This is a genomic window from Corynebacterium sp. HMSC074C03, assembly GCF_001838285.1.
In the GTDB taxonomy this organism is placed as follows: Bacteria; Actinomycetota; Actinomycetes; order Mycobacteriales; family Mycobacteriaceae; genus Corynebacterium; species Corynebacterium amycolatum.
On record NZ_KV836204.1, the window covers coordinates 33,952 to 57,573 of the forward strand.

The 23,622-nt window shown below is 60.2% G+C and carries 21 protein-coding genes and 2 tRNA genes; 8 read left to right on the forward strand and 15 right to left on the reverse strand.

The genetic code is table 11. The features are described from left to right. Positions 1 to 36: 36 nt before the first annotated feature. Positions 37 to 1,338, reverse strand: coding sequence for a serine hydroxymethyltransferase (gene glyA, locus HMPREF2847_RS04420; RefSeq protein ID WP_070834082.1), 1,302 nt, complete (start codon positions 1,336 to 1,338; stop codon positions 37 to 39). A 150-nt stretch (positions 1,339 to 1,488) separates the two neighbouring features. Here glyA and coaA point away from each other — a divergent pair, with 150 nt between their 5' ends. Continuing rightward, positions 1,489 to 2,424 carry a type I pantothenate kinase gene (gene coaA / locus HMPREF2847_RS04425; RefSeq protein ID WP_038626177.1) on the forward strand — a complete coding sequence of 312 codons (936 nt, stop codon included), beginning with the start codon at positions 1,489 to 1,491 and terminating at the stop codon, positions 2,422 to 2,424. A 30-nt stretch (positions 2,425 to 2,454) separates the two neighbouring features. Here the strand turns inward: coaA and HMPREF2847_RS04430 are convergent, their stop codons facing one another. From HMPREF2847_RS04430 to mca, 4 genes are all read right to left on the reverse strand, one after another. Then, positions 2,455 to 3,240 (reverse strand): isoprenyl transferase, encoded by a 786-nt coding sequence (locus tag HMPREF2847_RS04430; protein WP_070560108.1) that lies wholly within the window; start codon positions 3,238 to 3,240, stop codon positions 2,455 to 2,457. A 38-nt stretch (positions 3,241 to 3,278) separates the two neighbouring features. Next, complete coding sequence (locus HMPREF2847_RS04435; RefSeq protein WP_070546067.1) at positions 3,279 to 4,370, reverse strand: 3-deoxy-7-phosphoheptulonate synthase; 1,092 nt, start codon at positions 4,368 to 4,370, stop codon at positions 3,279 to 3,281. Positions 4,371 to 4,682: 312 nt separating this feature from the next. Continuing rightward, complete coding sequence (locus tag HMPREF2847_RS04440) at positions 4,683 to 4,967, reverse strand: hypothetical protein (protein ID WP_016423190.1); 285 nt, start codon at positions 4,965 to 4,967, stop codon at positions 4,683 to 4,685. Positions 4,968 to 4,994: 27 nt separating this feature from the next. After that, positions 4,995 to 5,849 carry a mycothiol conjugate amidase Mca gene (gene mca, locus HMPREF2847_RS04445; protein WP_070546065.1) on the reverse strand — a complete coding sequence of 285 codons (855 nt, stop codon included), beginning with the start codon at positions 5,847 to 5,849 and terminating at the stop codon, positions 4,995 to 4,997. Positions 5,850 to 6,110: 261 nt separating this feature from the next. Here mca and HMPREF2847_RS04450 point away from each other — a divergent pair, with 261 nt between their 5' ends. Then, complete coding sequence (locus tag HMPREF2847_RS04450; protein WP_070767188.1) at positions 6,111 to 6,578, forward strand: DUF4307 domain-containing protein; 468 nt, start codon at positions 6,111 to 6,113, stop codon at positions 6,576 to 6,578. Between the two features lie 175 nt (positions 6,579 to 6,753). Continuing rightward, positions 6,754 to 7,266: a transcription elongation factor GreA gene (gene greA, locus HMPREF2847_RS04455; protein WP_016423193.1), complete on the forward strand. Its 513-nt coding sequence runs from the start codon at positions 6,754 to 6,756 to the stop codon at positions 7,264 to 7,266. Positions 7,267 to 7,588: 322 nt separating this feature from the next. Here the strand turns inward: greA and HMPREF2847_RS04465 are convergent, their stop codons facing one another. Beyond that, complete coding sequence (locus HMPREF2847_RS04465) at positions 7,589 to 8,416, reverse strand: Bax inhibitor-1/YccA family protein (RefSeq protein WP_016423194.1); 828 nt, start codon at positions 8,414 to 8,416, stop codon at positions 7,589 to 7,591. A 238-nt stretch (positions 8,417 to 8,654) separates the two neighbouring features. Here HMPREF2847_RS04465 and HMPREF2847_RS04470 point away from each other — a divergent pair, with 238 nt between their 5' ends. Both HMPREF2847_RS04470 and HMPREF2847_RS04475 read left to right on the forward strand, forming a co-directional pair. Continuing rightward, entirely contained in the window at positions 8,655 to 8,987 is a 333-nt protein-coding gene (locus HMPREF2847_RS04470; RefSeq protein ID WP_048733964.1) for a hypothetical protein, read from the forward strand. Between the two features lie 71 nt (positions 8,988 to 9,058). Beyond that, positions 9,059 to 10,642, forward strand: coding sequence for a succinic semialdehyde dehydrogenase (locus HMPREF2847_RS04475; RefSeq protein ID WP_038626196.1), 1,584 nt, complete (start codon positions 9,059 to 9,061; stop codon positions 10,640 to 10,642). Between the two features lie 62 nt (positions 10,643 to 10,704). Here HMPREF2847_RS04475 and HMPREF2847_RS04480 read toward each other — a convergent pair. The 9 genes from HMPREF2847_RS04480 to HMPREF2847_RS04520 form a co-directional block, all read right to left on the reverse strand. Next, positions 10,705 to 10,781: transfer RNA gene (locus tag HMPREF2847_RS04480), tRNA-Leu, on the reverse strand. Positions 10,782 to 10,793: 12 nt separating this feature from the next. Further along, entirely contained in the window at positions 10,794 to 11,783 is a 990-nt protein-coding gene (locus HMPREF2847_RS04485) for a Ppx/GppA phosphatase family protein (protein ID WP_070851654.1), read from the reverse strand. Further along, on the reverse strand, positions 11,784 to 12,320 hold the full coding sequence (locus tag HMPREF2847_RS04490; RefSeq protein WP_070851655.1) for a DUF501 domain-containing protein: 537 nt from the start codon (positions 12,318 to 12,320) through the stop codon (positions 11,784 to 11,786). It lies immediately after the preceding gene. 127 nt (positions 12,321 to 12,447) lie between these two features. Further along, positions 12,448 to 12,984 (reverse strand): FtsB family cell division protein, encoded by a 537-nt coding sequence (locus tag HMPREF2847_RS04495; protein ID WP_070851656.1) that lies wholly within the window; start codon positions 12,982 to 12,984, stop codon positions 12,448 to 12,450. Positions 12,985 to 13,096: 112 nt separating this feature from the next. Then, the gene (gene eno, locus HMPREF2847_RS04500; protein WP_070851657.1) at positions 13,097 to 14,371 is read right to left on the reverse strand and encodes a phosphopyruvate hydratase; all 1,275 of its coding nucleotides are present in this window, start codon (positions 14,369 to 14,371) and stop codon (positions 13,097 to 13,099) included. Between the two features lie 85 nt (positions 14,372 to 14,456). Next, entirely contained in the window at positions 14,457 to 15,317 is an 861-nt protein-coding gene (locus HMPREF2847_RS04505) for a lytic transglycosylase domain-containing protein (RefSeq protein ID WP_038626204.1), read from the reverse strand. Between the two features lie 71 nt (positions 15,318 to 15,388). Then, positions 15,389 to 16,414, reverse strand: a complete 1,026-nt coding sequence (locus HMPREF2847_RS04510) for a MazG nucleotide pyrophosphohydrolase domain-containing protein (protein WP_070851658.1) — start codon at positions 16,412 to 16,414, stop codon at positions 15,389 to 15,391. Positions 16,415 to 16,421: 7 nt separating this feature from the next. Further along, the gene (gene mfd, locus HMPREF2847_RS04515; protein WP_070851659.1) at positions 16,422 to 20,048 is read right to left on the reverse strand and encodes a transcription-repair coupling factor; all 3,627 of its coding nucleotides are present in this window, start codon (positions 20,046 to 20,048) and stop codon (positions 16,422 to 16,424) included. A gap of 44 nt (positions 20,049 to 20,092) precedes the next feature. Then, the gene (locus HMPREF2847_RS04520) at positions 20,093 to 20,785 is read right to left on the reverse strand and encodes a TetR/AcrR family transcriptional regulator (RefSeq protein ID WP_141750501.1); all 693 of its coding nucleotides are present in this window, start codon (positions 20,783 to 20,785) and stop codon (positions 20,093 to 20,095) included. A 100-nt stretch (positions 20,786 to 20,885) separates the two neighbouring features. Here HMPREF2847_RS04520 and HMPREF2847_RS04525 point away from each other — a divergent pair. The 3 genes from HMPREF2847_RS04525 (at position 20,886) to HMPREF2847_RS04535 (ending at position 23,519) form a co-directional block, all read left to right on the forward strand. Beyond that, positions 20,886 to 20,956 (forward strand) — tRNA-Gln (locus tag HMPREF2847_RS04525). An 87-nt stretch (positions 20,957 to 21,043) separates the two neighbouring features. Further along, positions 21,044 to 22,534, forward strand: coding sequence for a bifunctional UDP-N-acetylglucosamine diphosphorylase/glucosamine-1-phosphate N-acetyltransferase GlmU (gene glmU / locus HMPREF2847_RS04530; RefSeq protein ID WP_070851660.1), 1,491 nt, complete (start codon positions 21,044 to 21,046; stop codon positions 22,532 to 22,534). 7 nt (positions 22,535 to 22,541) lie between these two features. Continuing rightward, positions 22,542 to 23,519 (forward strand): ribose-phosphate diphosphokinase, encoded by a 978-nt coding sequence (locus HMPREF2847_RS04535; protein WP_016423206.1) that lies wholly within the window; start codon positions 22,542 to 22,544, stop codon positions 23,517 to 23,519. Positions 23,520 to 23,622 lie beyond the last annotated feature (103 nt).

A 23,622-nucleotide genomic window follows, 5' to 3' on the forward strand; every position in this document is an offset into this window, starting at 1 on the left:
TGCTAGAACGGGTACTTGCGCTGCAAAAACGCAGAATTAGATGAGGTTCCAGTCCTCGATGCCGTCGTAAAGCGGGAATTCCTGAGCGATCTTCGAAACACGAGCACGCAGGGAGTCAACATCCGCATTCTTGCCGGCGGCGAGAGCAGTACCGATGACATCGGCGACCTCGGTGAAGGCCTTCTCGTCGAGACCGCGGGTGGCCAGCGCCGGAGTACCGATACGAAGTCCGGATGTAACCATCGGAGGACGCGGGTCAAACGGAACAGCATTCCGGTTGACGGTGATACCAACAGCGTGGAGTAGATCCTCGGCCTCCTGGCCGTTCATCTCCGAATTGCGCAAATCCGCCAGAACCAGGTGGACATCGGTGCCGCCAGTGAGAACATCGACGCCAGCCTCGGCGCAGTCGGCAGCGGTGAGACGCTCAGCCAGGATGCGGGCACCGGCGAGAGTGCGCTGCTGGCGCTCCTTGAACTCCTCGGTACCAGCAATCTTCAGCGCCACGGCCTTGCCGGCGATAGCGTGCATCAGCGGACCACCCTGCTGCCCCGGGAAAACAGCGGAGTTCAGCTTCTTGGCGTACTCCTGCTTGGCCAAAATCATGCCCGAACGAGGGCCACCGAGAGTCTTGTGAACGGTGGTCGACACAACGTCAGAATGCGGAACCGGCGACGGGTGCAGACCGGCGGCAACCAAACCTGCGAAGTGCGCCATGTCCGTCCACAGCTTCGCGCCGACCTCATCGGCGATGGAGCGGAAAGCTTCGAAGTCGAGGTGGCGCGGGTACGCCGACCAACCTGCGATGAGGACATCCGGCTTTTCTGCGAGCGCCTGCTCACGCACCTTGTCCATATCGATCCGCATGGTGTCCTTGTCCACACCGTATGCGGCGACGTGGTAGAGCTTGCCGGAGAAGTTAAGCTTCATGCCGTGGGTCAGGTGACCGCCGTGTGCCAGGTCGAGGCCCATAATCTTGTCACCGGCGTTGATCAGCGCATGCAGAACGGCAGCGTTTGCCTGCGCACCTGCGTGTGGCTGAACGTTGGCGAACTCAGCGCCGAAGAGCTCCTTGGCGCGGTTGCGTGCCATGTCCTCGACGACGTCGACGTATTCGCAGCCGCCGTAGTAACGACGGCCCGGGTAGCCTTCGGCGTACTTGTTGGTCAGAACCGAGCCCTGAGCTTGCAGCACTGCACGTGGAACAAAGTTCTCACTAGCAATCATTTCGAGCATGTCACGCTGACGAGAGAGCTCCCCTGCCATTGCCTCTGCGAGGTCGGGATCGAGTTCACGCAGCGATTGGTAGCGGACATCGTTATTGTTAGACCCGGTCATGAGTAGGTTTTCGACCTTTCAATGAAACTTCAATGCCACAGGCCATGCTAGCCCTTTATGGGGCAAACCACGAAAGCAGCACCATTCAGGTATGCCCCCTTTATTGACTCGTTTTCCGGTTTTCGGCACCCCCTTGGCACAATTGGAAGTATGACGCGCGCAACATCCCCCAGCCCGTACGTCGAGTTCAAACGCGAGCAGTGGCGCGAAATGCGCAAGAATATGCCTCTGGTGCTGACGGAAGAGGAAGCTGAACGACTTTCCGGTATCGGTGAAAACATCGACCTGGACGAAGTCGCCGAGGTCTATCTTCCGCTTTCTCGTCTGATTCACATGCGTGTGGCGGCGCATCGGGAGCTGAACGCCGTAACGTCGAACTTTCTTGGGGAAAATCCTTCGAAGGGGGCGTCGGTGCCGTTTATTATCGGCGTCGCGGGTTCGGTGGCGGTCGGCAAGTCAACGACGGCGCGTTTGCTGCAGGTCCTGCTCGAGCGCTGGGAGACTAATCCGCGGGTGGACTTGGTTACTACTGATGGCTTCCTCTATCCTTCTGAGGAATTGAATCGCCGTGGGATTATGCAGCGCAAGGGGTATCCGGAGTCGTATGATCAGCGTGCGTTGATGCGGTTTGTCACGGCGGTGAAGTCGGGGGCGCGGCATGTGAAGGCGCCGGTGTATTCGCACACGCTCTATGACCGGGTGCCGGATGAGTTCGTCGATGTCGATCGTCCGGACATTCTCATTCTCGAGGGGCTCAACGTTTTGCAGACGGGCCCGACGCTGATGATTTCCGATCTTTTCGATTTCAGTGTCTACGTCGATGCCCCGCGCGCGGACATCGAGCGTTGGTACATTAATCGTTTCCTCAGTCTCCGCCAGACGGCGTTTCGCGCTCCGGGCGCGCACTTCGCGGATTACGCCACGCTTGACGACGAAGCTGCGGCCGAGGTGGCCCGACGCATTTGGCAGCAGGTGAACTTGCCGAACCTGACGGAAAATATTTTGCCCACTCGAGTGCGGGCGTCATTAGTTCTTACGAAGTCTCGGGACCACAAGGTTTCGAGGGTCCGGATGCGCAAACTCTAACATCCGGAAAATTTTTCCGGATGTGGGGAATCATTTGCCGAAGCGGCGTGAGCGCTGCGAAAAGTCTCGAAGTGCGCGGAGGAAGTCGATGCGGCGGAATTCGGGCCAGTAGGTATCGGTGAACCAAATCTCGGAGTAGGCGGTTTGCCAGAGAAGGAAGCCGCTGAGCCGCTGTTCTCCGGAAGTGCGGATGACTAGATCGGGGTCCGGTTGTCCGGATGTATAGAGGCGGCGAGAAATGGCGTCGGTGGTGATGCTCTCCTCGAGCTCGGCAGCATCAATTCCTTCGGCGACTGATTCCCGGATGATTCTGCGTACTGCGTCGACGATTTCCTGCCGGCCGCCGTAGCCAACGGCGATGTTGACCTGGATGCCGGTGTTGTTCGCGGTGACTTCTTCGTCGTGGCGTAGCCGGGCGGTCATTCTTTCCGGAAGGAGCTCGAGGTGGCCGACCATGCGCAGGCGCACGTCGTTAGGCGATTGCGCCAATTCGTCGACGACGTCGGCGATGATGTCGAACAGTAACTCCAGCTCTTCGGGGTCGCGCCCGAGGTTTTCGGTGGAGAGCAGATAGATAGTGACCAGCTCGATTTCCTGCTCGGCGCACCAGCCGACGAATTCTGCGATTTTGCGGGAGCCGACGCGGTGGCCGTGGCTTACGTCGGTGAAGCCAGCCTCCCTCGCCCAGCGGCGGTTGCCATCGGCCATGATGGCAACGTGCTTGGGGCGAGGTTTTCCTTCTAGCTCTTGGGCTAATTTGCGCTCGTAGAGCGGATAGGCGATCCGCCGGAGTGAGGACGGCTGGTTTTCTTTCACATATGTAACCCTACCCAATGGGCACGGCCACTTTGTGCTTAGTCGCGTGCCTGCCGACGCTTCCGAACTTCTGCCGCAAGCGTACGCAGCAGCCGGTCGGTGGTTTCCCAATCCATGCACGCATCGGTGACGGACTTGCCGTATACGAGGCCCTTACGACCATCGGTAATTTTTTGCGCGCCGGCTTCGAGGAAGGACTCCATCATGATGCCGGTGATGCGCTCGTCGCCGCCCCCGATGAGCTTGCCGAGCTCCTCAACGACCTCGGCCTGGCGCACCTCGGATTTTCCGGAATTGGCGTGGGAGGCATCCACCATGATGCTGACGGTTTGCTCGGCCTTGTTCAGGCGCGCTTCGGCGTCGTTAAGCGATTCTTCGTCCCAGTTCGGGCCGGAGGTGCCACCGCGGAGGATGATGTGGCAGTTGTGGTTGCCGGCGGTTTCGACAACGGCGGCGCGGCCTTGGTCGTTCATGCCGAAGAAGAAGTGCGGGTTTGCTGCGGAGACCAGCGAGTCCACGGCGACCTGGACGTTGCCGTCGGTGCCGTTCTTGAAGCCGATGGGCATGGAAAGTCCGGAAGCGAGCTGGCGGTGGACCTGCGACTCCGTGGTGCGCGCACCAATCGCACCCCAGGAGACGGCGTCGGCGATGTACTGCGGGCTGTTGGGCTCGAGGAATTCAGCACCGGCGGGCAGGCCGGTGCGCAGGACCTCGATGAGCACCTCGCGGGCCATGTGCAGGCCCTTGTTGATTTTGAAGGAGCTATCCAGGTCGGGGTCGTTGATGAGTCCCTTCCAGCCGACGGTGGTGCGCGGCTTTTCGAAGTAGACGCGCATGACGACCAGCAGGTCCTCGTCGAGCTCATCGGCGGTGGCCTTCAGGCGGCGGGCGTAGTCGATGGCGGCCTCGGGGTCGTGAATGGAGCACGGGCCGACAACGACCAGCAGGCGGTCGTCCTCGCGGGCGATGACGCGGGCGATGTCGAGTCGCGACTGCTCCACTTCGTTAACTAGGTTCGGGGTCAGTGGCTGTTTGGCCATGACCTCTTCTGGGGAGGGCAGGTCGTGGAAGGCTACGACACGGCGGTTCGCGGTAGAGGCGGGGGCTTCGAGGGAAGTTGGAGGGGTCATCTGAGGTCTCTTTTCTCTGGGGCGTTACGCATGTATTTGGCTGTAGATACGACAAAAGGCAGCGCCCCTATTGGTGGGGCTGCTGCCTTTGGCTCCGGTTGGTGGCGACGTGACGAATAGCCGCCGGCTGTGACTATGTCGTCACTGCCTCCGGAGCCTTCGAAAAATAAAATCGCCACATACGCATGCGCTTGACTGTAGCGCACTGCCTAGAATCCCGCAATTCGAACTCCAAATCCCGCCACACGGGAAACAATCAGGGGTGCGCGCAACTACCCGTCGTCAAGCGACGCGCACACACCTTGACGCTGACTACTCCGCTTCACGACGCTGCTCTGCTGCAGCCATCGCCTTATCCACAGCCTCGGAATCGAAGGGATCCATGTCGTGCGCCTCGGCGAACTTCCGGCGAGCGGCCATGCGCTTCGCGCGCCGCGAGAGATCCCAGCCGAGAGCCAGGATGACGATGAGCAAAACGACAATGATGAGCAGGCCAACAGGAGAGGCCTTTCCGAAGTCAGCACCCCGCGGACCAGTGGGGTTCTGCGCCAGGAAAATTGTCGTGCGAGCCGCCAAGGCATCGAAGCTTTCAATCATGAGTTCCAGCTTAGCGTTAATTCCGGACTATTCCGCGTCGGGGTCGATACCGGCGAAGAGGTCGGTCTCTGGCAGCTCGGTCTGCACTCGAGTGCGGGCAAGCTCAAACTCTTCGGTCGGCCAAACGCGCTGCTGAATGTCTACCGGCACGGCGAAGAATGGCCCGTTCGGATCGATCTGCGTAGCGTGCGCCAGCAGCGCCTGATCCCGCTGCTGGAAGTAATCGCCGCACTCAACCTGCGTGGTCACGCGGGTCATGATGTCGCCGGGAGTCTTAGTCCAACGGCGGAAGGACTCGGCCAGCGGGCTTTCCAAACCGTTGTCGCGGTAGTAGTTGTCCAGCGCGATGAGACGCGCCTTGATGAAACCGTGGGTGTAGTAGAGCTTGGAAATTTCCCATGGTTCACCGAGCTCGGGGTACTTATCCGTTCCAGACTCCAGCCAAGCGCGCATGGACACGATATGGGTCATGATGTGGTCCGGGTGCGGGTAGCCACCGTTTTCGTCGTAAGTAATGACGACGTGCGGACGAAACTCGCGGATTGCCCGAATGAGAGGCTTGGTCGCATCCTCGACCGATTGGCGAGCAAACACTCCGTGCGACAGCACCGGCACCGGGTTGCCCGCAGGCAGACCGGAGTCGGTAAAGCCGAGCCACTCATGTTCAACGCCGAGAGTCTCAGCGGCTGCAGCCATTTCGTGAACGCGCACTGCGGCGATATTCTCCCGCACCTCCGGCCGATCCATCGCAGGGTTGAGAATGCTACCGGCCTCACCGCCGGTGCAGGTCACCACTTTGACGCGATGCCCTTCCGCCGCATATCGGGCCATCGTTGCGGCGCCCTTGCTCGATTCGTCATCAGGATGAGCGTGAATTGCCATCAGACGAAGTGTCAATTGAAGTCACTCCCGCTACTATCTCAGTCCATGTTTTCTGGCCAAGGCCGGAGCCCTTCGACCGCAACGATGCTACTCCAGCACCGTTTCAATACCGCCCCACTATAGCGCTGCACCATCATATGACCACGCAGCATCGCTACTCGGCGGAACGACATAGCAGCAGGACACCGCGCCACACCAGAAAGATTGTTTAACTGTCAACATTTTACCACGTCGACCGAGAACTCCGATAGGCTAAAAAGCATGGCTGAAAGTTCGGAGCGAAACACCCGAAATACCGCAGCGCCGAAGCGAGAGCGCGAGCGCTATGGGGACAATAATCGCACTCTCCCTGCGAAATTGGTTGTCATCGCTATTGTTGGCATGCTCGTCATCGCCGGCGCATACATCTTCGTTCAGATGAACCGCGTCTCCGCCCCGGATGTCTCTGCAACGCAAGCGGGCTGGAGCCGAACTCCAGGTAAGGAAGATGAGCAGTTCATCTTCACGCTGGACGTCACCCGCGAAAAGCCGGAGCTGGATAGCTACTGCATCATCTACGCGCTGAACTATGACGTGGCAGAGGTCGGCCGTCGCGACGTATTCATCCCGGGCGGCGGCCCCGCTACCGTGCGGATGGACGTCCCCATTGCCACCCGCGAGCTGGCCGTCGCAGGCGATGTCTATGGCTGCTCCACCGACATTCCGGAGTTCCTCGCACCTGCGAAGTAATCTCCCTTCGCGACTGAGGATCATGCGCTGCGGGGGGCACGTCGTAAAGCGTGCGCGACAACACTCCGACGCGCCTGTTATTGCCATGTGGTGTGACAGTGCTATCCTGTGACGCAGCCGACGGCCCCACGCGGGGCCGCTTTTGTATTAAATAGCCAAAAACACAGGAGGAACCATGACTGAGGCAAAGAACAATAGCCCATGGCTCACCCAGGAGTCCTACGACAAGCTCAAGGCCGAGCTTGAGGCGCTATATGAAAACCGCCCGGTCATCGCCGCCGAGATTAACGAGCGCCGCGAAGAGGGCGACTTGAAGGAAAACGCAGGCTACGATGCCGCCCGCGAGCAGCAGGGACAGGAAGAGGCACGCATCCGCTACCTCGAAGACCTACTCCAGCGCGCCACTGTCGGCGAGATTCCGCAGGAGTCCGGTGTGGCTCTGGTTGGCACCGTGGTCCACGTCTACTACGACGGCGACGAGGACGACACCGAGACCTTCCTCATCGGTACCCGTGGCGCTGACTCCTCCAACCCGAACCTGGAGACCTACTCCACCGATTCCCCGCTGGGTAAGGCTCTGGTCGGCGCTAAGGAGGGCGAGACCCGCACTTACGCTTCCCCGAGCGGCGACGAAGTGTCTGTCACCGTAGTTAAGGCTGAGCCGTACAACCCGGAGATGGATGCCTAAGCGCTGAGGTTACTTACCCCCGGCGCTAGACCGCCTCAACCCAGGCGGCGATCTCGGGCCACAGCGCCCGATTCTTGGACCGATAGAAGCCCATATGGCCTATCGGTCCATTTTTTGTACCCTCTCCCGCTTCAATATCGCGCTTTACGACGTCACACTGCACAGCCCGATTGGTCAAAATGTTGACTGCCGGTCGATTGGCCCACCGCGCGTCCGTGTTTAATGCGAATCGAGAAAGCAGCTCATCAGATAAGAGCAAAGCGCCGGCCAACCCGTAAAACGGGCTAACCGGCGCTTGTGCGTTAGTTAGTTTTTCTAGCATTTAGTCCCTGAAGTAGGACAGCAGACGCAGAATCTCGGTGTAGAGCCAGACCAAGGTCACAGCCAGGCCGAGGGCGACACCCCAGGCGTACTGAGCCGGAGCACCTGCGCGGACCAGTCGGTCAGCCTGATCAAAGTCAATCAGGAAGCTAAAGGCTGCCAGGCCGATGCAGACCAGCGAGAAGATGATCGACAGCATGCCACCGTCACGCAGCGGGAAGCCCAGACCGAACAGGGAGAGCACCAGGTTGCCCAGCATGAGGACCAGGACACCAATCAGAGCCGCACTCATGAATCGGGTGAACTTCGGGGTCACACGGATAGCGCCCGACTTGTAGACGAAGAGCATACCGATGAAGACACCCAGGGTGGCCAGCACGGCCTGCATAATCAGCGCACCAGCAGCAACGCCCTGAATCGGGGCGGTGAACATGAAGCTGATGCCGCCGACAAAGAGCCCCTCGAAGGCCGCGTAGGTGAGGGTAACCGGCGCGGAGCCGTACTTCTTGCCGAAGGTGGAAACCAAAACAGTAATCAGACCACCGATGGCGCCGACGATGGTCAGAATCATGGCCAGGCTGGTGGAGACGCTAACGGCAATGAAGAAGTTGACTGCAGCCAAAACGATGATGGTTGCCAGCGTGATGCCGGTCTTGGAAACGACATCGTCGACCGTCATCGGACGGTAGTCGGCGGCAACCTGCGACTGGTACGGGTTATCCCCGTAGTCAGCGCCCATCTGACCTTGGCCGTAGTGTTGTGCGCCCGCCTGTCCGCGGGCGACGGTCTTAGTAAGTGAACTGAATGCAGGATTGCTGCTTTCGCGCACGTCGTCCTTCTTTCTTTTTCTCAGTTTTTCTTACAAGTTTTGAACTTAGGCACACGCGCATACATCTGCCTACACTGTCTACAACGGGCGACGTAAAGGTATTGTTCCCAACCCTGAAAAACAGTTAGTATCAAGGTAATTCCTCGCCTGCTGGCGGTGATTTTGTAATCGCGGAAACACTCACAGTCGCCAGGCGTGGGCACCACTTGAGTGATTACGAAACAGGAGGTTGGTCAAGATGTCTGATGGCCTTGACTACGATCCGGATACCACTGGTGATTTCGACGAGACCACGCTCGATGGCTCAGAGGGGCTCGATGGCGACTTCCTCACCGGTGACGGCGAGAATTATGTAATGGATCCTCCAGACCGCTGGCGGGGCGCTTCTCCGCATGACACTCTCGGCAAGCGGTTGGCAGAGGAAAAGCCGGACATCGACGTCGACGACGATCTGGATGATGACCCGGAGATGCGCTACGGCGATGTCGACGGTCACGAACCGTTCGAGTTCGGCAACGATGGCCCGCGCGACCCGGACCGCAACCGTCGGATGGGCTGGACTACTTACTAGAGTTTTCTAAATTTTAGTAGTTTTGCCAAATTTACTATCTCGGAACGTCGCGCAACAGTAGTATCTGTGCCATGACAGCATCTACTGCCACGACAAACCGAACTACCATCCGCAATCCGCTTAACGACGAGCTCGTTGCCCGCCTTCTTCAGCGCGTCACGGTAGCTGATAAGTCGAAGACCGCCACTATCTCGGCGCCATTTACCGGCCAGGAGCTGGCGCAGATTCCTGTCGGTACCCAGGCCGATGTCGACGAGGCCTTCAAGCGTGCCCGTGCGGCGCAGAAGAAGTGGGCCCGCATGGCACCGGAAAAGCGCGGCGAAGTGCTGCACCACTTCCACGACCTGCTGTTTACCCACTGCGACCAGGTGCTGGACCTGCTGCAGGCCGAGACCGGCAAGAACCGCGCCAGTGCCCACGAGGAGCTCGTACACACCGCTATCACCGCCCGCTACTACGGCAATCAGGGCCCGAAACTGCTTGAGCCGAAGCGAGCACACGGTGCTGTCCCAGTACTTTCCAAGACCACCGTCTACCACCACCCAAAGGGCGTCGTCGGTGTTATTGCTCCGTGGAATTACCCACTGACTCTCGCGGTTTCCGACGCGCTGGCTGCACTGATGGCTGGTAACGCCATCGTGCTCAAGCCGGACAGCACCACTCCGTTTACCGCTCTCTTCGCTGTCGATTTGCTCTACCGCGCTGGTCTTCCGGAGGATCTCTTCCAGGTCATTCCAGGCCCAGGTCGTGTTGTCGGCCAGGGCATTGTCGGCCAGTGCGACTTCCTGATGTTCACCGGCTCCTCCGAGACCGGCCGCTCACTGGCACAGCAGTGCGGCGAGCGCCTGATTAGTTTCTCCGCGGAGCTCGGCGGCAAGAATCCGCTGATTGTCGCTGAGGATGCCAATATCAACCGCGCGGTCGAGGGCGCGCGCATCGGCTGCTTCACCAACTCCGGTCACCTGTGCGTGTCCATTGAGCGAATCTATGTCGTGGACTCCGTCTGGGACGAATTCGTCCCGGCATTCACCGACCGCGTGAAGGCAATGTCCATCGGCGCTGGCTACGAGTGGGAAACCGAGATGGGCTGCCTGCAGTCGCAGGGGCAGTTCGACATCGTCAAGTCCATGGTCGACGAGGCCATCGAGGCCGGCGCCACCGTGCTGGCCGGTGGTCGTCCTCGCCCGGATCTAGGACCGCTGTTCTACGAGCCGACCGTGCTTACCGACGTCCCGGAGGGCGTCGCGCTGCTGACCGAAGAGGTATTCGGCCCGGTGGTAGTCCTCCAGCGTGTCTCGGATGTCCATGAGGCTATCGCCAAGTCCAACGATTCCCGTTATGGCCTCAACGCTTCGCTGTGGACCTCCCCGCGTCGTGCAAAGGAGCTGGCTCCACAGCTTGAGGCCGGCACCGTCAATGTCAACGATGGTTTTGCTGCGGCCTTCGCGTCTGTCGATGCCCCGATGGGTGGTTTCAAGGATTCGGGTGTGGGCCGTCGTCAAGCAGCGGGCGGCTTGCTGAAGTACACCGATGCGCAGACGGTGACCGTGCAGCGTCTTTCCCCGGTGTCGATGCCACAGATGCCGCGTGAGCTGTACTCGAAGGTGTTCAACACGGCACTTGTTCTCGGCAAGAAGTTCAACGTCCTGCCGTAATACGTGTGGAGCGCACACAAATAGCAAAAGGCCAGGCAGAAAAACGCTTCTACCTGGCTTTTTGGTGCCCCCAGTGGGACTCGAACCCACACTGAAAGGATTTTAAGTCCTCTGCCTCTGCCAATTGGGCTATAGGGGCCCCTAAGAAAGATTAATGGGCGATATGGGTGTCTACCAAACTCGCCACAATTCCGTCGAGGATATCCTTCTCGCTGATGTAGAAAAAGCGCTGCTCTTCCTTGGCTGCCTCGGAAAGTGGCAGTGCCTCAAACATGTCCATCAGACCGTCAACAATGATGGAACCACCGGCGAAGACATCCGCGCGTTTCGGGTGCATGACCGGATTCGCAGCAAGGGATTCCGCATCGGTCTCGACGACGGATGCTGTCAACGCACGCAACGCCGCAAAGCGCAGCTGCGACAGGTGGATTGCCTCCGGGTCGTAGGTTTCTAGGCCCTGTGCCAGCGCCGACAGGGTGGTGAAGGTCCCGGCGCAGCCGACGATGGTGCGAGCCTTGTCGACAGGCACCTTCGCAATAATCTCGTCGGCCAGTTCCGCAACATACGAACGCGCCTCCTGGACCTGCTCCGCCGTCGGCGGCGAGGCCTGCAGGAACCGTTCGGTCAAGCGCACACTGCCCATAGCCACGGAATCAGAGCCGGCTACCGTACCATCGTGGTCACCGACAATAACCTCGGTGGAGCCGCCGCCGACGTCGATGACGCAATACGGACCCAGCTCGGGTTCCAAGTCATCGACTGCCCCGCGGAAGGACAGCGCGGCTTCCTCGTCGCCGGAAATAACCTCGGCCTCTGCACCCCACGGAGCGAGAATCTCGCGGGTCATGGCGAAGAAATCGTCGCGGTTGCTTGCGTCGCGCGTCGCCGATGTCGCCACCATTCGGACTGCTTGCACTTTTTCGACTTGCATAAGCTCTGCATACTTCGTCAGAGCCTCCCGCACGCGCTCCAGTGCCTCCGGGGCCAGCATGCCAGTGGCATCCACGCCCTGGCCAAGGCGGACGATTTCCATCAGTCGGTGCAGTTCTGTGATTTCGAGAACTCCATCGACGACCTCGACCCGGCTGATAAGCAGGCGAAGCGAGTTAGTGCCGCAGTCGACGGCAGCGAGGGTCGTCATTTATCCCTCCACCCCCGGATACGCAATACCGAGCTCGGCAATCGTGGGCCAGTCCGCGGGAATCGCAGTGCCGCGCAGCTTCTCGTTCTCCGCCGCCAGCGCCACCGACTCAGTACCCAGTCGGAAGTGATCCGGCCCCTTGGCCAGCGCGTAGGCAATAAGAACGTGTAGGCACTTCACGCGCGTCGGCATGCCGCCACCGGAGAAGTCCGTGCCCAGGTCTTCCATCTCATTGCGCTCCGCCAGAAACGCCTCGTGTGCACGCTGGTAATCAGCGGCAAGCTCTTCGTCACTTTCCAGACGCGCGGTCATTTCCTTCATCACGCCGGTCGTCTCCAACCGGGAGGCCTCCGCGGTGAGTCGCGAATCAGTCAGGTAAAAGAGCGTGGGAAACGGAGTGCCATCGTCCAAACGAGGCTTCGTCTTGACCACACCAGGAGTGCCGTCGGGGCTGCGGTAAGAGATGTCCACTACACCCCGTGGTTCACGTCCGAGCTGCTCCGCTATCACTTCCAAATCTGCGGTATCCACAGACATCGGTCACACTCCTTTTGCTTCCGTTTTACTGACACATAATCTCACAGTCGCCTTACAAGCGCGTTGTTTCGCTTTACGACGGCACACTCCGCCACGCATGCAACCTCACCGAGAGCCCTACGGAGATTTAGGACTCCGGTACCGTCGGCAAGCTCTCGGGCTTCGTTGCCTGATCGCGCCCCGGATTAGGGCGAGTCTCTTCAGGTTCGGGCGGGATGGAAATGGAATCCCACAGAGTCTCGTACCACTTCTTGGCCTGGTGCTGCGGAATTTCCTCGGGCTGCGTCACAGGCTGTTCGCCCACTGCCGGATCGAGGATACGGAATGGGGTCTCCCCCGGCTCTACCAGCCCCAGGCGCAGGCGTGCCTGCTCCCTGATATAGGCAGGGTTGGAGTAAAGCTCCTTTTCATCCTCTAGCTGCTCAATTCGCTGTTCCATGCGCGCAATATTGTCCTGCGTTGCGGCTACATCCGCCTGCTGTTGTGCAAAAGTCCGCAGCGGGATTGCGAGAACAGAAACTAAGAAAAGCACCAGCAGACCAATACCGATCTTCTGTGCCGTGCTCAGCGAGCGCATTCCCGATGCGATTGCCGCTGCCGAACGCTGCCCCGCCCCTGCAGGGCGCGACTGTGTTCCGCGACGAAATCGGTCCGATGCACTCATGCCCCACACTCTACCCGACCGCCAGCCGATGAAATAACAAAAACCCGCCCACAACCACGTGTGTGGTGCGGGCGGGCAGTGCTAGACGCAGCTTTCGCAGCGCCTCAGCTCTTTACTTGAAACGCGGGAAAGCGCTGCGGCCAGCGTAGACTGCGGCATCGCCGAGGTACTCTTCGATGCGTAGCAGCTGGTTGTACTTAGCAACGCGCTCGGAGCGAGCCGGAGCACCGGTCTTGATCTGGCCACAGTTGAGACCGACGGCCAGGTCAGCGATGGTGGTGTCCTCAGTCTCACCGGAGCGGTGCGACATCATGGTCTTGTAACCGGCGTTGTGGGCCATTGCGACGGCCTCGAAGGTCTCAGACAGGGAACCGATCTGGTTGACCTTGACCAGCAGAGCGTTAGCGGCCTTCTTCTCAATGCCCTCAGCCAGACGCTTCGGGTTGGTAACGAAGAAGTCATCGCCGACAATCTGGACCTTGTCACCCAGCTGAGCGGTCAGCTTGGTGTAGCCCTCCCAGTCGTCCTCCTGCAGCGGATCCTCGATGGAGACGATGGCGTAGTTCTCAACGAGGTCGGCGTAGACAGCTGCCATCTCCTCAGAGGTGCGCTCGCCACCTTCGAAGTGGTACTTTCCGTCCTTGTAGAACTCGGAAGAAGCGACGTCCAGAGCCAGAGCGACGTCGTCGCCCAGCTTGTAGCCAGCGGCCTCAATTGCTTCAACAATCAGGTCCAGTGCAGCCTTGGTGGATTCGACCGACGGAGCGAAGCCACCCTCGTCGCCGAGACCAGTGGACAGTCCCTTGTCCTTAATGACCTTCTTCAGCGCGTGGTAGACCTCAGCGCCGACGCGCAGTGCTTCCTTGAAGGTCGGAGCACCAATCGGAGCAATCATGAACTCCTGGACATCAACACCGGAGTCAGCGTGCTCGCCACCGTTGAGAATGTTCATCATCGGAACCGGAAGAATGTGGCCGTTCGGGCCGCCGACGTAGCGGAACAGGTCGAGGCCAGCGGACTCAGCAGCGGCCTTGGCAACGGCCATGGACACACCGAGAATGGCGTTGGCACCCAGACGGGACTTGTTTTCAGTGCCGTCCAGCTCAATCATGGTCTTGTCAACGAGACGCTGATCCTCAGCTTCGAGGCCGATAATTGCGTCCTCAATCTCCTCGAGCACCGCGCGGACAGCCTTCTGGACACCCTTGCCCAGGTAACGATCCTCACCATCGCGGAGCTCGTGAGCCTCGTGTACACCGGTAGAGGCACCGGACGGAACCGCAGCGCGGCCCACAGCGCCGTCTTCCAACAGCACCTCAACCTCAACGGTCGGGTTACCACGGGAGTCCAGAATTTCGCGTGCGTTCAACTCGATGATTGCAGCCATAGGTCACCTTTCCGCCGGAACCGTTCCGGCACATGACTCCAATTGTGGCACGGTTTGCCAACCTTCGCCTTAAATCCTTTTCACCCTATGCGGGCTGATTCAGCGCATAGTTCGCCGCAGCGTCCCGGACATCGCGAAGATACTGCTCAGATTGGTTATATGAGCGAATTGCAGATGCCCACCCTTCCGGGGTGGCGAGGTCGCGTTCCCCACTGCAGAGCATCCGTGCGGTTGTCGCAGTCGCGTCGTCGATGTTGTTGGGGTCGGCGACACCATCACCCGAAGCATCCATCGCAAAGCGATGCCATGTCTCGGGAATAAACTGCATCGGCCCCACAGCGCGGTCATACTCTGTGTCACCGTCGAGTTCGCCATTGTCAGTATCGAGAACCTCGGCGAAGCCATTCGTGCCGTCCAGCGGCGGGCCGATAATCGTCGGACGCACTACCCCATCGGCACCGATATGCGCCGGCTTGAGCCAATTGCCCGAGTACGTGCCATGATTAGTCTCCACCTTGCCCAGTCCTGCAAGCGTGTTCCACTCCAGGTGGCAGTTCGGGAACTGTTCGGCCGCAATCACATATGCGTTGCCGTAGGCGCGGAGGGCGTCCTCAGAAATCCCCGTCTTCGGGGAAATCTGCTGCGCCCACTGTCGGAGCTGTTCAGAGGTGCGCCCGGGCGCGTTGACATCAATCATCGGCGGTGGCTCAGCCGCGGCAGGCGGCACATTGTCCGGAATCGGCTTCTTGGTCAACGACGGGATAACGGGTCCAGTGAACATCGCCAACGCCCCAACCGTGCCAATGATAATCAGCACCGCCAGGGAGGTTAGACCGAGGCAGCCACAGCCTCGCGAGGACTTCTTTTTCCCCCTACTGCGGCCACGCGACTTCGCCCCGCGGGGTGCGGGGTGCGCGTATTCATCAAAGGGAGAATTAGAAGGCATGGGGAATTACTCTACGGGGTGAACCGTAAAAATCACTCAAACCCGAGGACAGAAATCACTTTTGTTGGAAACTAGCTGTCGCTTTCCGACGGGCCGAGGTCCTCAGCCCCTTCGTTATCTTCGCTGCCCGCTGCCCACTGCTCAGCACTACCGGCCTGCTGATTCTCCATCTGGGCCAGCTCAGCCAGGAATGCGCGTGAAGCCTGTCGGGTCCGCTCTTCAGCACCGGACTCAGTCTCCAGTCCCGGGGTCGGGACCAGAATCTCCACTGGAATGTCGGCATCGGACAGTCCCAGCGCACGTGCGCGGCGGATGGCTTCCTCAGCCAAAGTCAGAGCTGGCAACTGCGTAGCCGGGTTCGAGCGCGGACGTCCGCGGCCGTAAGTCCACAGTCGCTCCTGCTCTTCCTCCGAGACCATTTCTCCCTCGGCCACAGTGCCGTCGAAGAGGTACGGCTGACGAGCTCGCATCTTCAAAATAAAGTCGGTCGCCACGTCGTCGAAGTCGAAGTCCTCAGCGATTTCAGCGTGGAAGAGGACTTGCAGCAGCAGATCTGACAGCTCGCTACGAATGTCACCGCCTTCGTTGACTGCATCGACAAACTCGTAGGTCTCTTCAATGAGATACGGCAGCAGGCTCTTGTGCGTCTGGCGAGCTTCCCACTGCCCCGTGCGCCGTGCGGCCGCCATGATGTCCACCGCCTCGACGACGTGGGGCAGACGAGCTGCGGCAAGCTGTTCCTGCGGAGTCAGCGGTTCTGCCACTGGTTCCGGTTCTTGTTCCGGCGCCGACTCCTGCACTGGAGCCGCTGCAACCGGAGGGGCCGGGTCCGCTGGAGCTGCTGGGTCCGGCGCATCATCCAGCTCGACCGAGTAGACTTTCTCGCCCGCATCGAGGCGATCGAGTACCTCGTCATTTTCCATATCGGTGGTGACCAGAATCTCCGCCTGGGACACCGAGTGCCCACCGGCGTCGGCGATTGCCCAGCGCACACGGATCGGGACTTCTTCGGTGTAGCTGACTTCACCGGTCAGCAGGCTAGCGGCTTCCAGCGGAATTGCAGTTGGAAAGCGGCTATCGAGCTTGATGATAGTCATACGGTTTCTAGTCCTTTCCCATGTGCGAGATATCCATACGTGGAATTCCCGCCATCGATGTCAAGAAGTCTGCTACCCACTGCACCAATGCAATATCGCGGACAGGTTTTGCCCGCAACCCTCGCCCTTCCTTCGGCATTCCGACGGAAACCGTGCGCGTTGCCGCACGATAGGTCGCCTGTGGATACAGGCGCTTGAGACGCACCTGCTTGGAGTCAGCAAGCTCCATAGGGGTTATTCTAATGTGCGCCCCCATGGCTTGAACTTCATGCACGCCGAATTCCCGGCAAATAATTCGAAGTCGTGAAATAACCGCTAGTCTCTCCACCTCAATGGGTGGGGTTCCGTATCGGTCGACGAGCTCTTCGAGCACTACGTCGATATCGTCCAGCGCACTGGCGGCAGCAAATTTGCGGTACGCCTCTAGACGTAGGCGTTCCGACGACACATATTCGGCCGGAATATTCGCATCCACCGGCAAATCAATCCGAACTTCCTTCGGTTCGTTATCGGAAGCATCCGGAGTTTCACCATCGGCCACTGCCTTCAGTGCAGCCACGGCCTCGCCAACCAGTCGGACGTACATGTCGAAGCCGACGCCGGCAATGTGACCGGACTGCTCCGCACCGAGGATATTTCCGGCTCCACGCATTTCCAAGTCCTTCATGGCCACGGCCATACCGGCACCCAAGTCATTGTTCTGCGCGATCGTGGACAGACGGTCGTAGGAAGTCTCCGTCAGCGTCTGATTCTCCGGGTAGAGGAAGTAGGCATAGGCGCGCTCACGGGAACGGCCCACGCGACCACGCAGCTGGTGCAGCTGGGAAAGACCCATATGGTGGGCGTTTTCCACAATCAACGTATTGGCGTTGGCAATATCCAGGCCGGTCTCCACGATGGTGGTACACACCAGAACGTCGTACTCGCGCTGCCAGAAGCCATCGACCGTGCGCTCCAGCTGCTCCTCCCCCATCTGACCGTGGGCCACCACCACACGGGCCTCGGGCACCAAATTGCGGATATTCTGGGCGACCTTGTCAATGGTTTCCACCTTATTGTGCAGGTAGAACACCTGGCCGTCGCGAAGCAGCTCGCGCCTGATAGCAGCGGCGACCTGCTTGTCAGACTGCGCGCCGACGTATGTCAGCACCGGGTGGCGGTCCTGCGGCGGGGTGAGAATCTGGCTCATCTCGCGGATGCCGGCAATCGACATTTCGAGCGTGCGCGGAATTGGCGTTGCGGACATGGTGAGCACGTCGACGTGGTGACGCAGCGCCTTGATGTGCTCCTTGTGCTCGACGCCGAAACGCTGCTCCTCGTCAACGATGACCAGACCGAGTTCTTTCCACTGCACGCCGGTCTGCAAGAGACGATGCGTGCCGATAACAATATCGACCGTCCCATTCTTCAACCCTTCGAGAACCTCTTTGGAGTCCTTCGGCGAGGTGAAGCGGGACAGCCCGCGGATGGTGACTGGGAAGCCCTCCATACGCTGAGTGAAAGTAGTCAAATGCTGCTGTGCCAACAGCGTGGTCGGCACCAACACTGCTACCTGACGGCCATCTTGAACCGCTTTGAAAGCAGCACGCAGTGCCACCTCGGTCTTGCCGTAGCCGACATCGCCGATGAGCACGCGGTCCATCGGTACCGGCTTTTCCATGTCGGACTTGATTTCGTCGATGGCCTGCAGCTGGTCCTCAGTCTCGGTGAAGGGGAAGTTATCCTCCATCTCCTGCTGCCACGGCGTATCCGGCGCGAACGCGTGGCCCGGCGCGGCTTGACGCTCGGCGTAGAGCTTGACCAGCTCTTCCGCAATCTCGCGGACAGCACCACGGGCCTTGCGCTTGGTGGACTTCCAGTCCGAGCCGCCCATCTTCGACAGCGCGGGCTTTTCGCCGCCGACATAGCGCGACAGCAGATCCAGGCTCTCCATCGGCACGTAGAGCTGGTCCGAGGGGCCTCCGCGCTTGCTCGGTGCGTACTCGAGCACCACGTACTCGCGGCGAGCCTGATCCTCGCCCGTGCCGATGGTGCGCTCAGTGAGCTTCACAAATCGACCGATGCCATGAGTGTCGTGTACGACGTAGTCGCCGGCCTTCAGTGCCAGCGGATCCACGCGACCACGGCGCTTCGCCGGTTTACGGCGACCACCAAGGGCACCTTCCGCGATGCGGTTACCCGTGATGTCCTGCTCAGTAATCAGAGTCAGCGCGCCACCGGGAATACGCGGGAACACCAGGCCGCCGTGCAAAACACCCTGGTAGACGGTAATTCTTCCGGACTCGGGATACTCCGGGCCCGCCGCCATGCGCGTCGCAATTCCGGCTTCCCTAAACCTTTCCGCTTGCCGACGCGCTCCCGCGGGCGTCGCCGCCACGTACGCCACTCGTTCCCCCGCGACCGTGGCATCGCGCAGCTGCTTCATCAGGTGACCGATTTCCTTCAGGTCACCCCGCGGCGCGGGCCCAGGCTCAAAGGTCAGCGGCAGCACATCATCTTCGGTAACTCCCGTCTCCAACATGCCGGGCGGGGAAATATGCCACGAAGTAGGCATCGGGATAGAGGCCAAGCTGCGGTAGGCGCTGGGTTCCAATCCATCGGTGGCAATTGGCGCCGAGCCACCCATCGCGGCGGTTTCCCAGGCCGCGGCCATGAATTCCTCGCCTGCACTGATGAGGTCCTGCGCACGGGAGCGAATGCGCTCCGGCCCGCACATGAGCACATGCGTTTTCTCCGGCATGACCTCGGTGAGCATCTTCATCGGATGCTGACTAATCAGCGGGATCAGCGACTCCATGCCCTCGACCCACTGGCCATCTCCGATGCGGGTGAGCATTTCTTGGACCTGCCCAGAGCGCGTGGTGGCGAGTTTCTCGGCGGCGGCCTTCACGTCGTCGTCGATAAGCAGTGCGCGACACGGGAAGATATCCAGCTGGTCGACTTCAACTTCAGAAATCGTGCGCTGGTCAGCGACGGAAAAGGCGCGCAGGTCAGTGACTTCGTCGCCCCAGAGCTCGATACGCACCGGCAGCTCTTCGGTCGCCGGGAACACATCGACGATGCCGCCGCGCACGGCAAACTGGCCACGCCTGCCGACCATGTCCACATGCGAATAGCCGTGATGCACCAGCCGCTCAACCAGGTTCTCGCAGTCCTGGTCCAGCTGGATGTGGATGGGCGCGCTGGCTTCAGCCTCGAGGTCGTCCACAATCGGCTGCACCAACGAGCGCACCGCCGCAATCAGAACGTCGACTTTGCCTCGGCGAACGTCGTAAAGCGCTTTCCGACGCTGCGCCACAGTATCCACGGCCGGCGAAAGCTTCTCATGCGGGAGCGTCTCCCACGAGGGGAACATAGCTACACGGTCGCCGATCATCGACTTGACCTCGGCAGTCAGGTCCTCCGCCTCACGGCCAGTAGCCGTGACGACCAGCACCGGCACCTTCGTGGACATGGCGTAAATAAGGTGCGAACGCACCGCGTCCGCACCCGTGAGCGCCAGCTCGTCTTCGCCGATGCGCCCGAGCACGCCGACAAATTGAGGATCCGTGACAACGAGGCTTTCCAGCCCCGATAGCGGGTTCGGCAGAATGCTGGGTGTGGCTTTCGCCGAGGAAGACGCAGAAGTTGGCATAGCCCCAATATAACCATGCACCCCGGATTCACCCTGCGTGCTGGTTAGCCGTTCTCCGCCACCTGCATCGGGTCTGCTGCAGCACCTGCTCCGAACTTCGCGCCCTCAGCGGCCGCTGGCACATCAGCGGAGCCATGCAGAGTCGGGGCCCCCTCCATGCCGGCCAGCCCGTTCCAGCACAGGTTCACGATGTGCGCCGCCACCGTCTCCTTATCCGGACTGCGCTTCTCCATCCACCAGCGAGCGGTCTGCGAAACCATACCGACCATGCAGTTTCCGTAGAGCACCGACATGGCCGGGTCGAAGCCAGCGCGTTTGAAAGCCTCGGCGAGGATAGGCGTAACCGACTCAGTGGCATTATTCAGCAACGTCTCATAGCCACCCGCCACACCGGGGTCGCGAGAAATAATGGAGAATCCCTCCGGGTTTTCCTCGACATAAGTCAGCAGTGCCAACACCGCCTGCTCGATGCGGTAACGCGAGCGCCCCAGGGACAACGCTTCCCTAATCGTGGCCTCCAGGGTCTTCATCTCCTGGTCGACGACTGCCTGGTAGAGCCGCTCTTTGGTACCAAAATGTTCGTAGACAACCGGCTTTGACACCCCGGCTGCGGCAGCGATCTCCTCCATTGAGGCGGCATCAAGCCCCTTGGCGGCAAAGATTCCACGGCTGACTTCTGTCAGCTGAGCTTTGCGCTGTGGACCGGTCATACGTCGTCTCGGAGAATTAGAGGCCATGCTTTTAGATTAGTGGCTAAAGTCTTGCTATCGTATATCGCAGGCGCAAGCGAGCCGGCTGAGTCGACTCAGCCATGCAATTTTTTCGCGTTCGCCCCATTCTCCCATGGTGTAATGGCAACACTCCGGTTTTTGGTACCGGCATTCTAGGTTCGAGTCCTGGTGGGAGAGCAAGCGGGGGGCCGGCCCCTTAATTAAGAAGTGACTTTTCGCCCCGCCGTGACCGTGATGCACCCTGACCGAGGAGTAGCAAGTTTCATGTCAAACGGTTCGGCCACCGCTGTGGTCATTCTCGCCGCGGGTCAAGGCACCCGAATGAAATCCGATACGCCGAAAATGCTGCACGCTATCGGCGGTCGTACCATGTTGGAGCACGCGCTCTATGCCGCCAAGGGCATTAGTCCGGAAGAGATTGCTGTTGTCGTTGGCCACCAGCGCGAAAAGGTAATCGACGCCATCGGCACCTGGACAGAGAAGGCCGAGCACTCCAACGACGTCGTCATTGCCCCGCAGGAAGAACAAAACGGTACCGGCCACGCTGTTCAGTGCGCACTGGAACACCCTGAGCTGCAGAATTTCGATGGCACCATCTTGGTAACCACTTCCGATGTTCCGCTGCTGGATTCCGAAGCGCTCCAGGCGCTGCTCGAAGAACACAACCGCAAGCCACGCGCTGCCGTGACCGTGCTGACCTCCACTGCTGAAAACCCGCATGGTTACGGTCGCATCGTTCGTAACGCCGACGGCGAAGTTCTGCGCATCGTGGAGGAAAAGGACGCCTCCGACGAGGAACGTGAGATCACCGAGGTCAACTCCGGTGTCTACGCATTCGATGCCGAAACCCTGGCAAACGCCCTCAAACAGTTGGACACCAACAATGCCCAGGGCGAGCTCTACCTCACCGATGTCATTGGCATCGCCCGTGAGGCTGACCGCTCAGTGCGCGGCCACCGCCTCGCCGACGCCACCGTCGTCGCCGGTGTCAATGACCGCGTACAGCTGGCTACCCTTGGCCGCGAGCTCAACCGCCGCACCTGCGAGGAAGCTATGCGCGCGGGTGCCACTATCGTCGATCCGGACACCACGTGGATTGATGTTGAGGTGGAGATCGGACGCGATGTCACGATTCTGCCGGGCACCCAGCTGCACGGCAAGACTGTGATTGGCGACGGGGCCACCGTGGGACCGGACACGACACTGACCAACATGGTCGTCGGCAAGCGCGCCAGCGTCGTGCGTACGCACGGTTCCGATTCGGAGATCGGCGAGGATGCGACGGTCGGACCGTTCACCTACATTCGCCCGAACACCAAACTCGGTGACGGCGCGAAGCTCGGTGGCTTCGTAGAGGCGAAGAACGCGCAGATTGGAAACGGTTCGAAGGTTCCGCACCTGACCTACGTCGGCGATGCGGAGATTGGCGAGCACTCCAACATTGGTGCCTCCAGCGTGTTCGTGAACTACGACGGTGTCAACAAGCACCGCACCGTTATCGGCTCGCATGTTCGCACCGGCTCCGACACCATGTTCATCGCTCCGGTGACCGTGGGTGATGGTGCGTACTCAGGTGCAGGTACTGTTATTAAGGACGACGTTCCTCCGGGAGCATTGGCGGTCAGTGGTGGCCGTCAGCGCAACATCGAGGGATGGGTCGAGCGGAAGCGTCCAGGTACCGCTGCTGCTGAGGCAGCGCAGGCGGCGCAGGTAGCTGACAACGCTGACAACAACAAGGAAGACCAGGAAGGCTAGACGGCAGATGACCGGCCAGTGGATCGATAACCAAAAGAACCTCATGCTCTTCTCCGGAAGGGCACACCCGGAATTGGGCGAGGCAGTTGCCAAGGAGCTCGGCACAGAGCTGACCCCGATGACCGCTCGTGATTTTGCCAACGGCGAAATCTTCGTGCGCTACGAGGAATCCGTCCGCGGTTCCGATGCCTTCGTGCTACAGGCACACCCGGCACCGCTGAATAAGTGGCTCATCGAGCAGCTGATTATGATTGACGCGCTCAAGCGCGGTTCGGCCAAGCGCATCACCGCTATCCTGCCGTTCTTCCCATACGCCCGCCAGGACAAGAAGCACCGTGGCCGTGAGCCGATTTCCGCTCGCCTGGTCGCTGACCTGCTCAAGACCGCCGGCGCTGACCGCATCGTCTCCGTGGACCTCCACACCGACCAGATTCAGGGCTTCTTCGACGGCCCGGTCGATCACATGCACGCCATGCCGATTCTGTCGGAGTACATCAAGAAGAACTACTCCCTGGACAACCTCGTCGTGGTCTCCCCTGACGCCGGCCGTGTGAAGGTTTCCGAGAAGTGGGCCAACACCCTGGGCGATGCCCCGCTGGCTTTCATTCACAAGACCCGTTCCGTCGATGTCGCGAACCAGGTTGTCGCCAACCGTGTGGTCGGCGAGGTCTCCGGTAAGACCTGTCTACTCATCGACGACATGATTGACACCGGCGGCACCATCGCCGGCGCTGTCAAGGTGTTGCGTGAGGCTGGCGCTGAGGATGTCATCATCGCTACCACGCACGGTGTCTTCTCTGACCCAGCTCGCGAGCGCCTGTCGAAGTGCGGTGCCCGCGAGGTCATCACCACCGATACTCTGCCGCAGTCCACCGAGGGCTGGGACAACCTGACCGTCCTGCCAATTGCGCCGCTGCTGGCTAAGACAATCCACGAGATCTTCGAAAACGGTTCCGTCACCACTCTCTTCGAGGGTCAGGCATAAGCTCTTTCCGCTTGCCGACGGGCACCCCGCCGCGACCAGCAACCTAGTTTTGCTGGTGGTGGCGGGGTTTGCTGTTTGACCTGTTAGTCCACTACAATTTTTC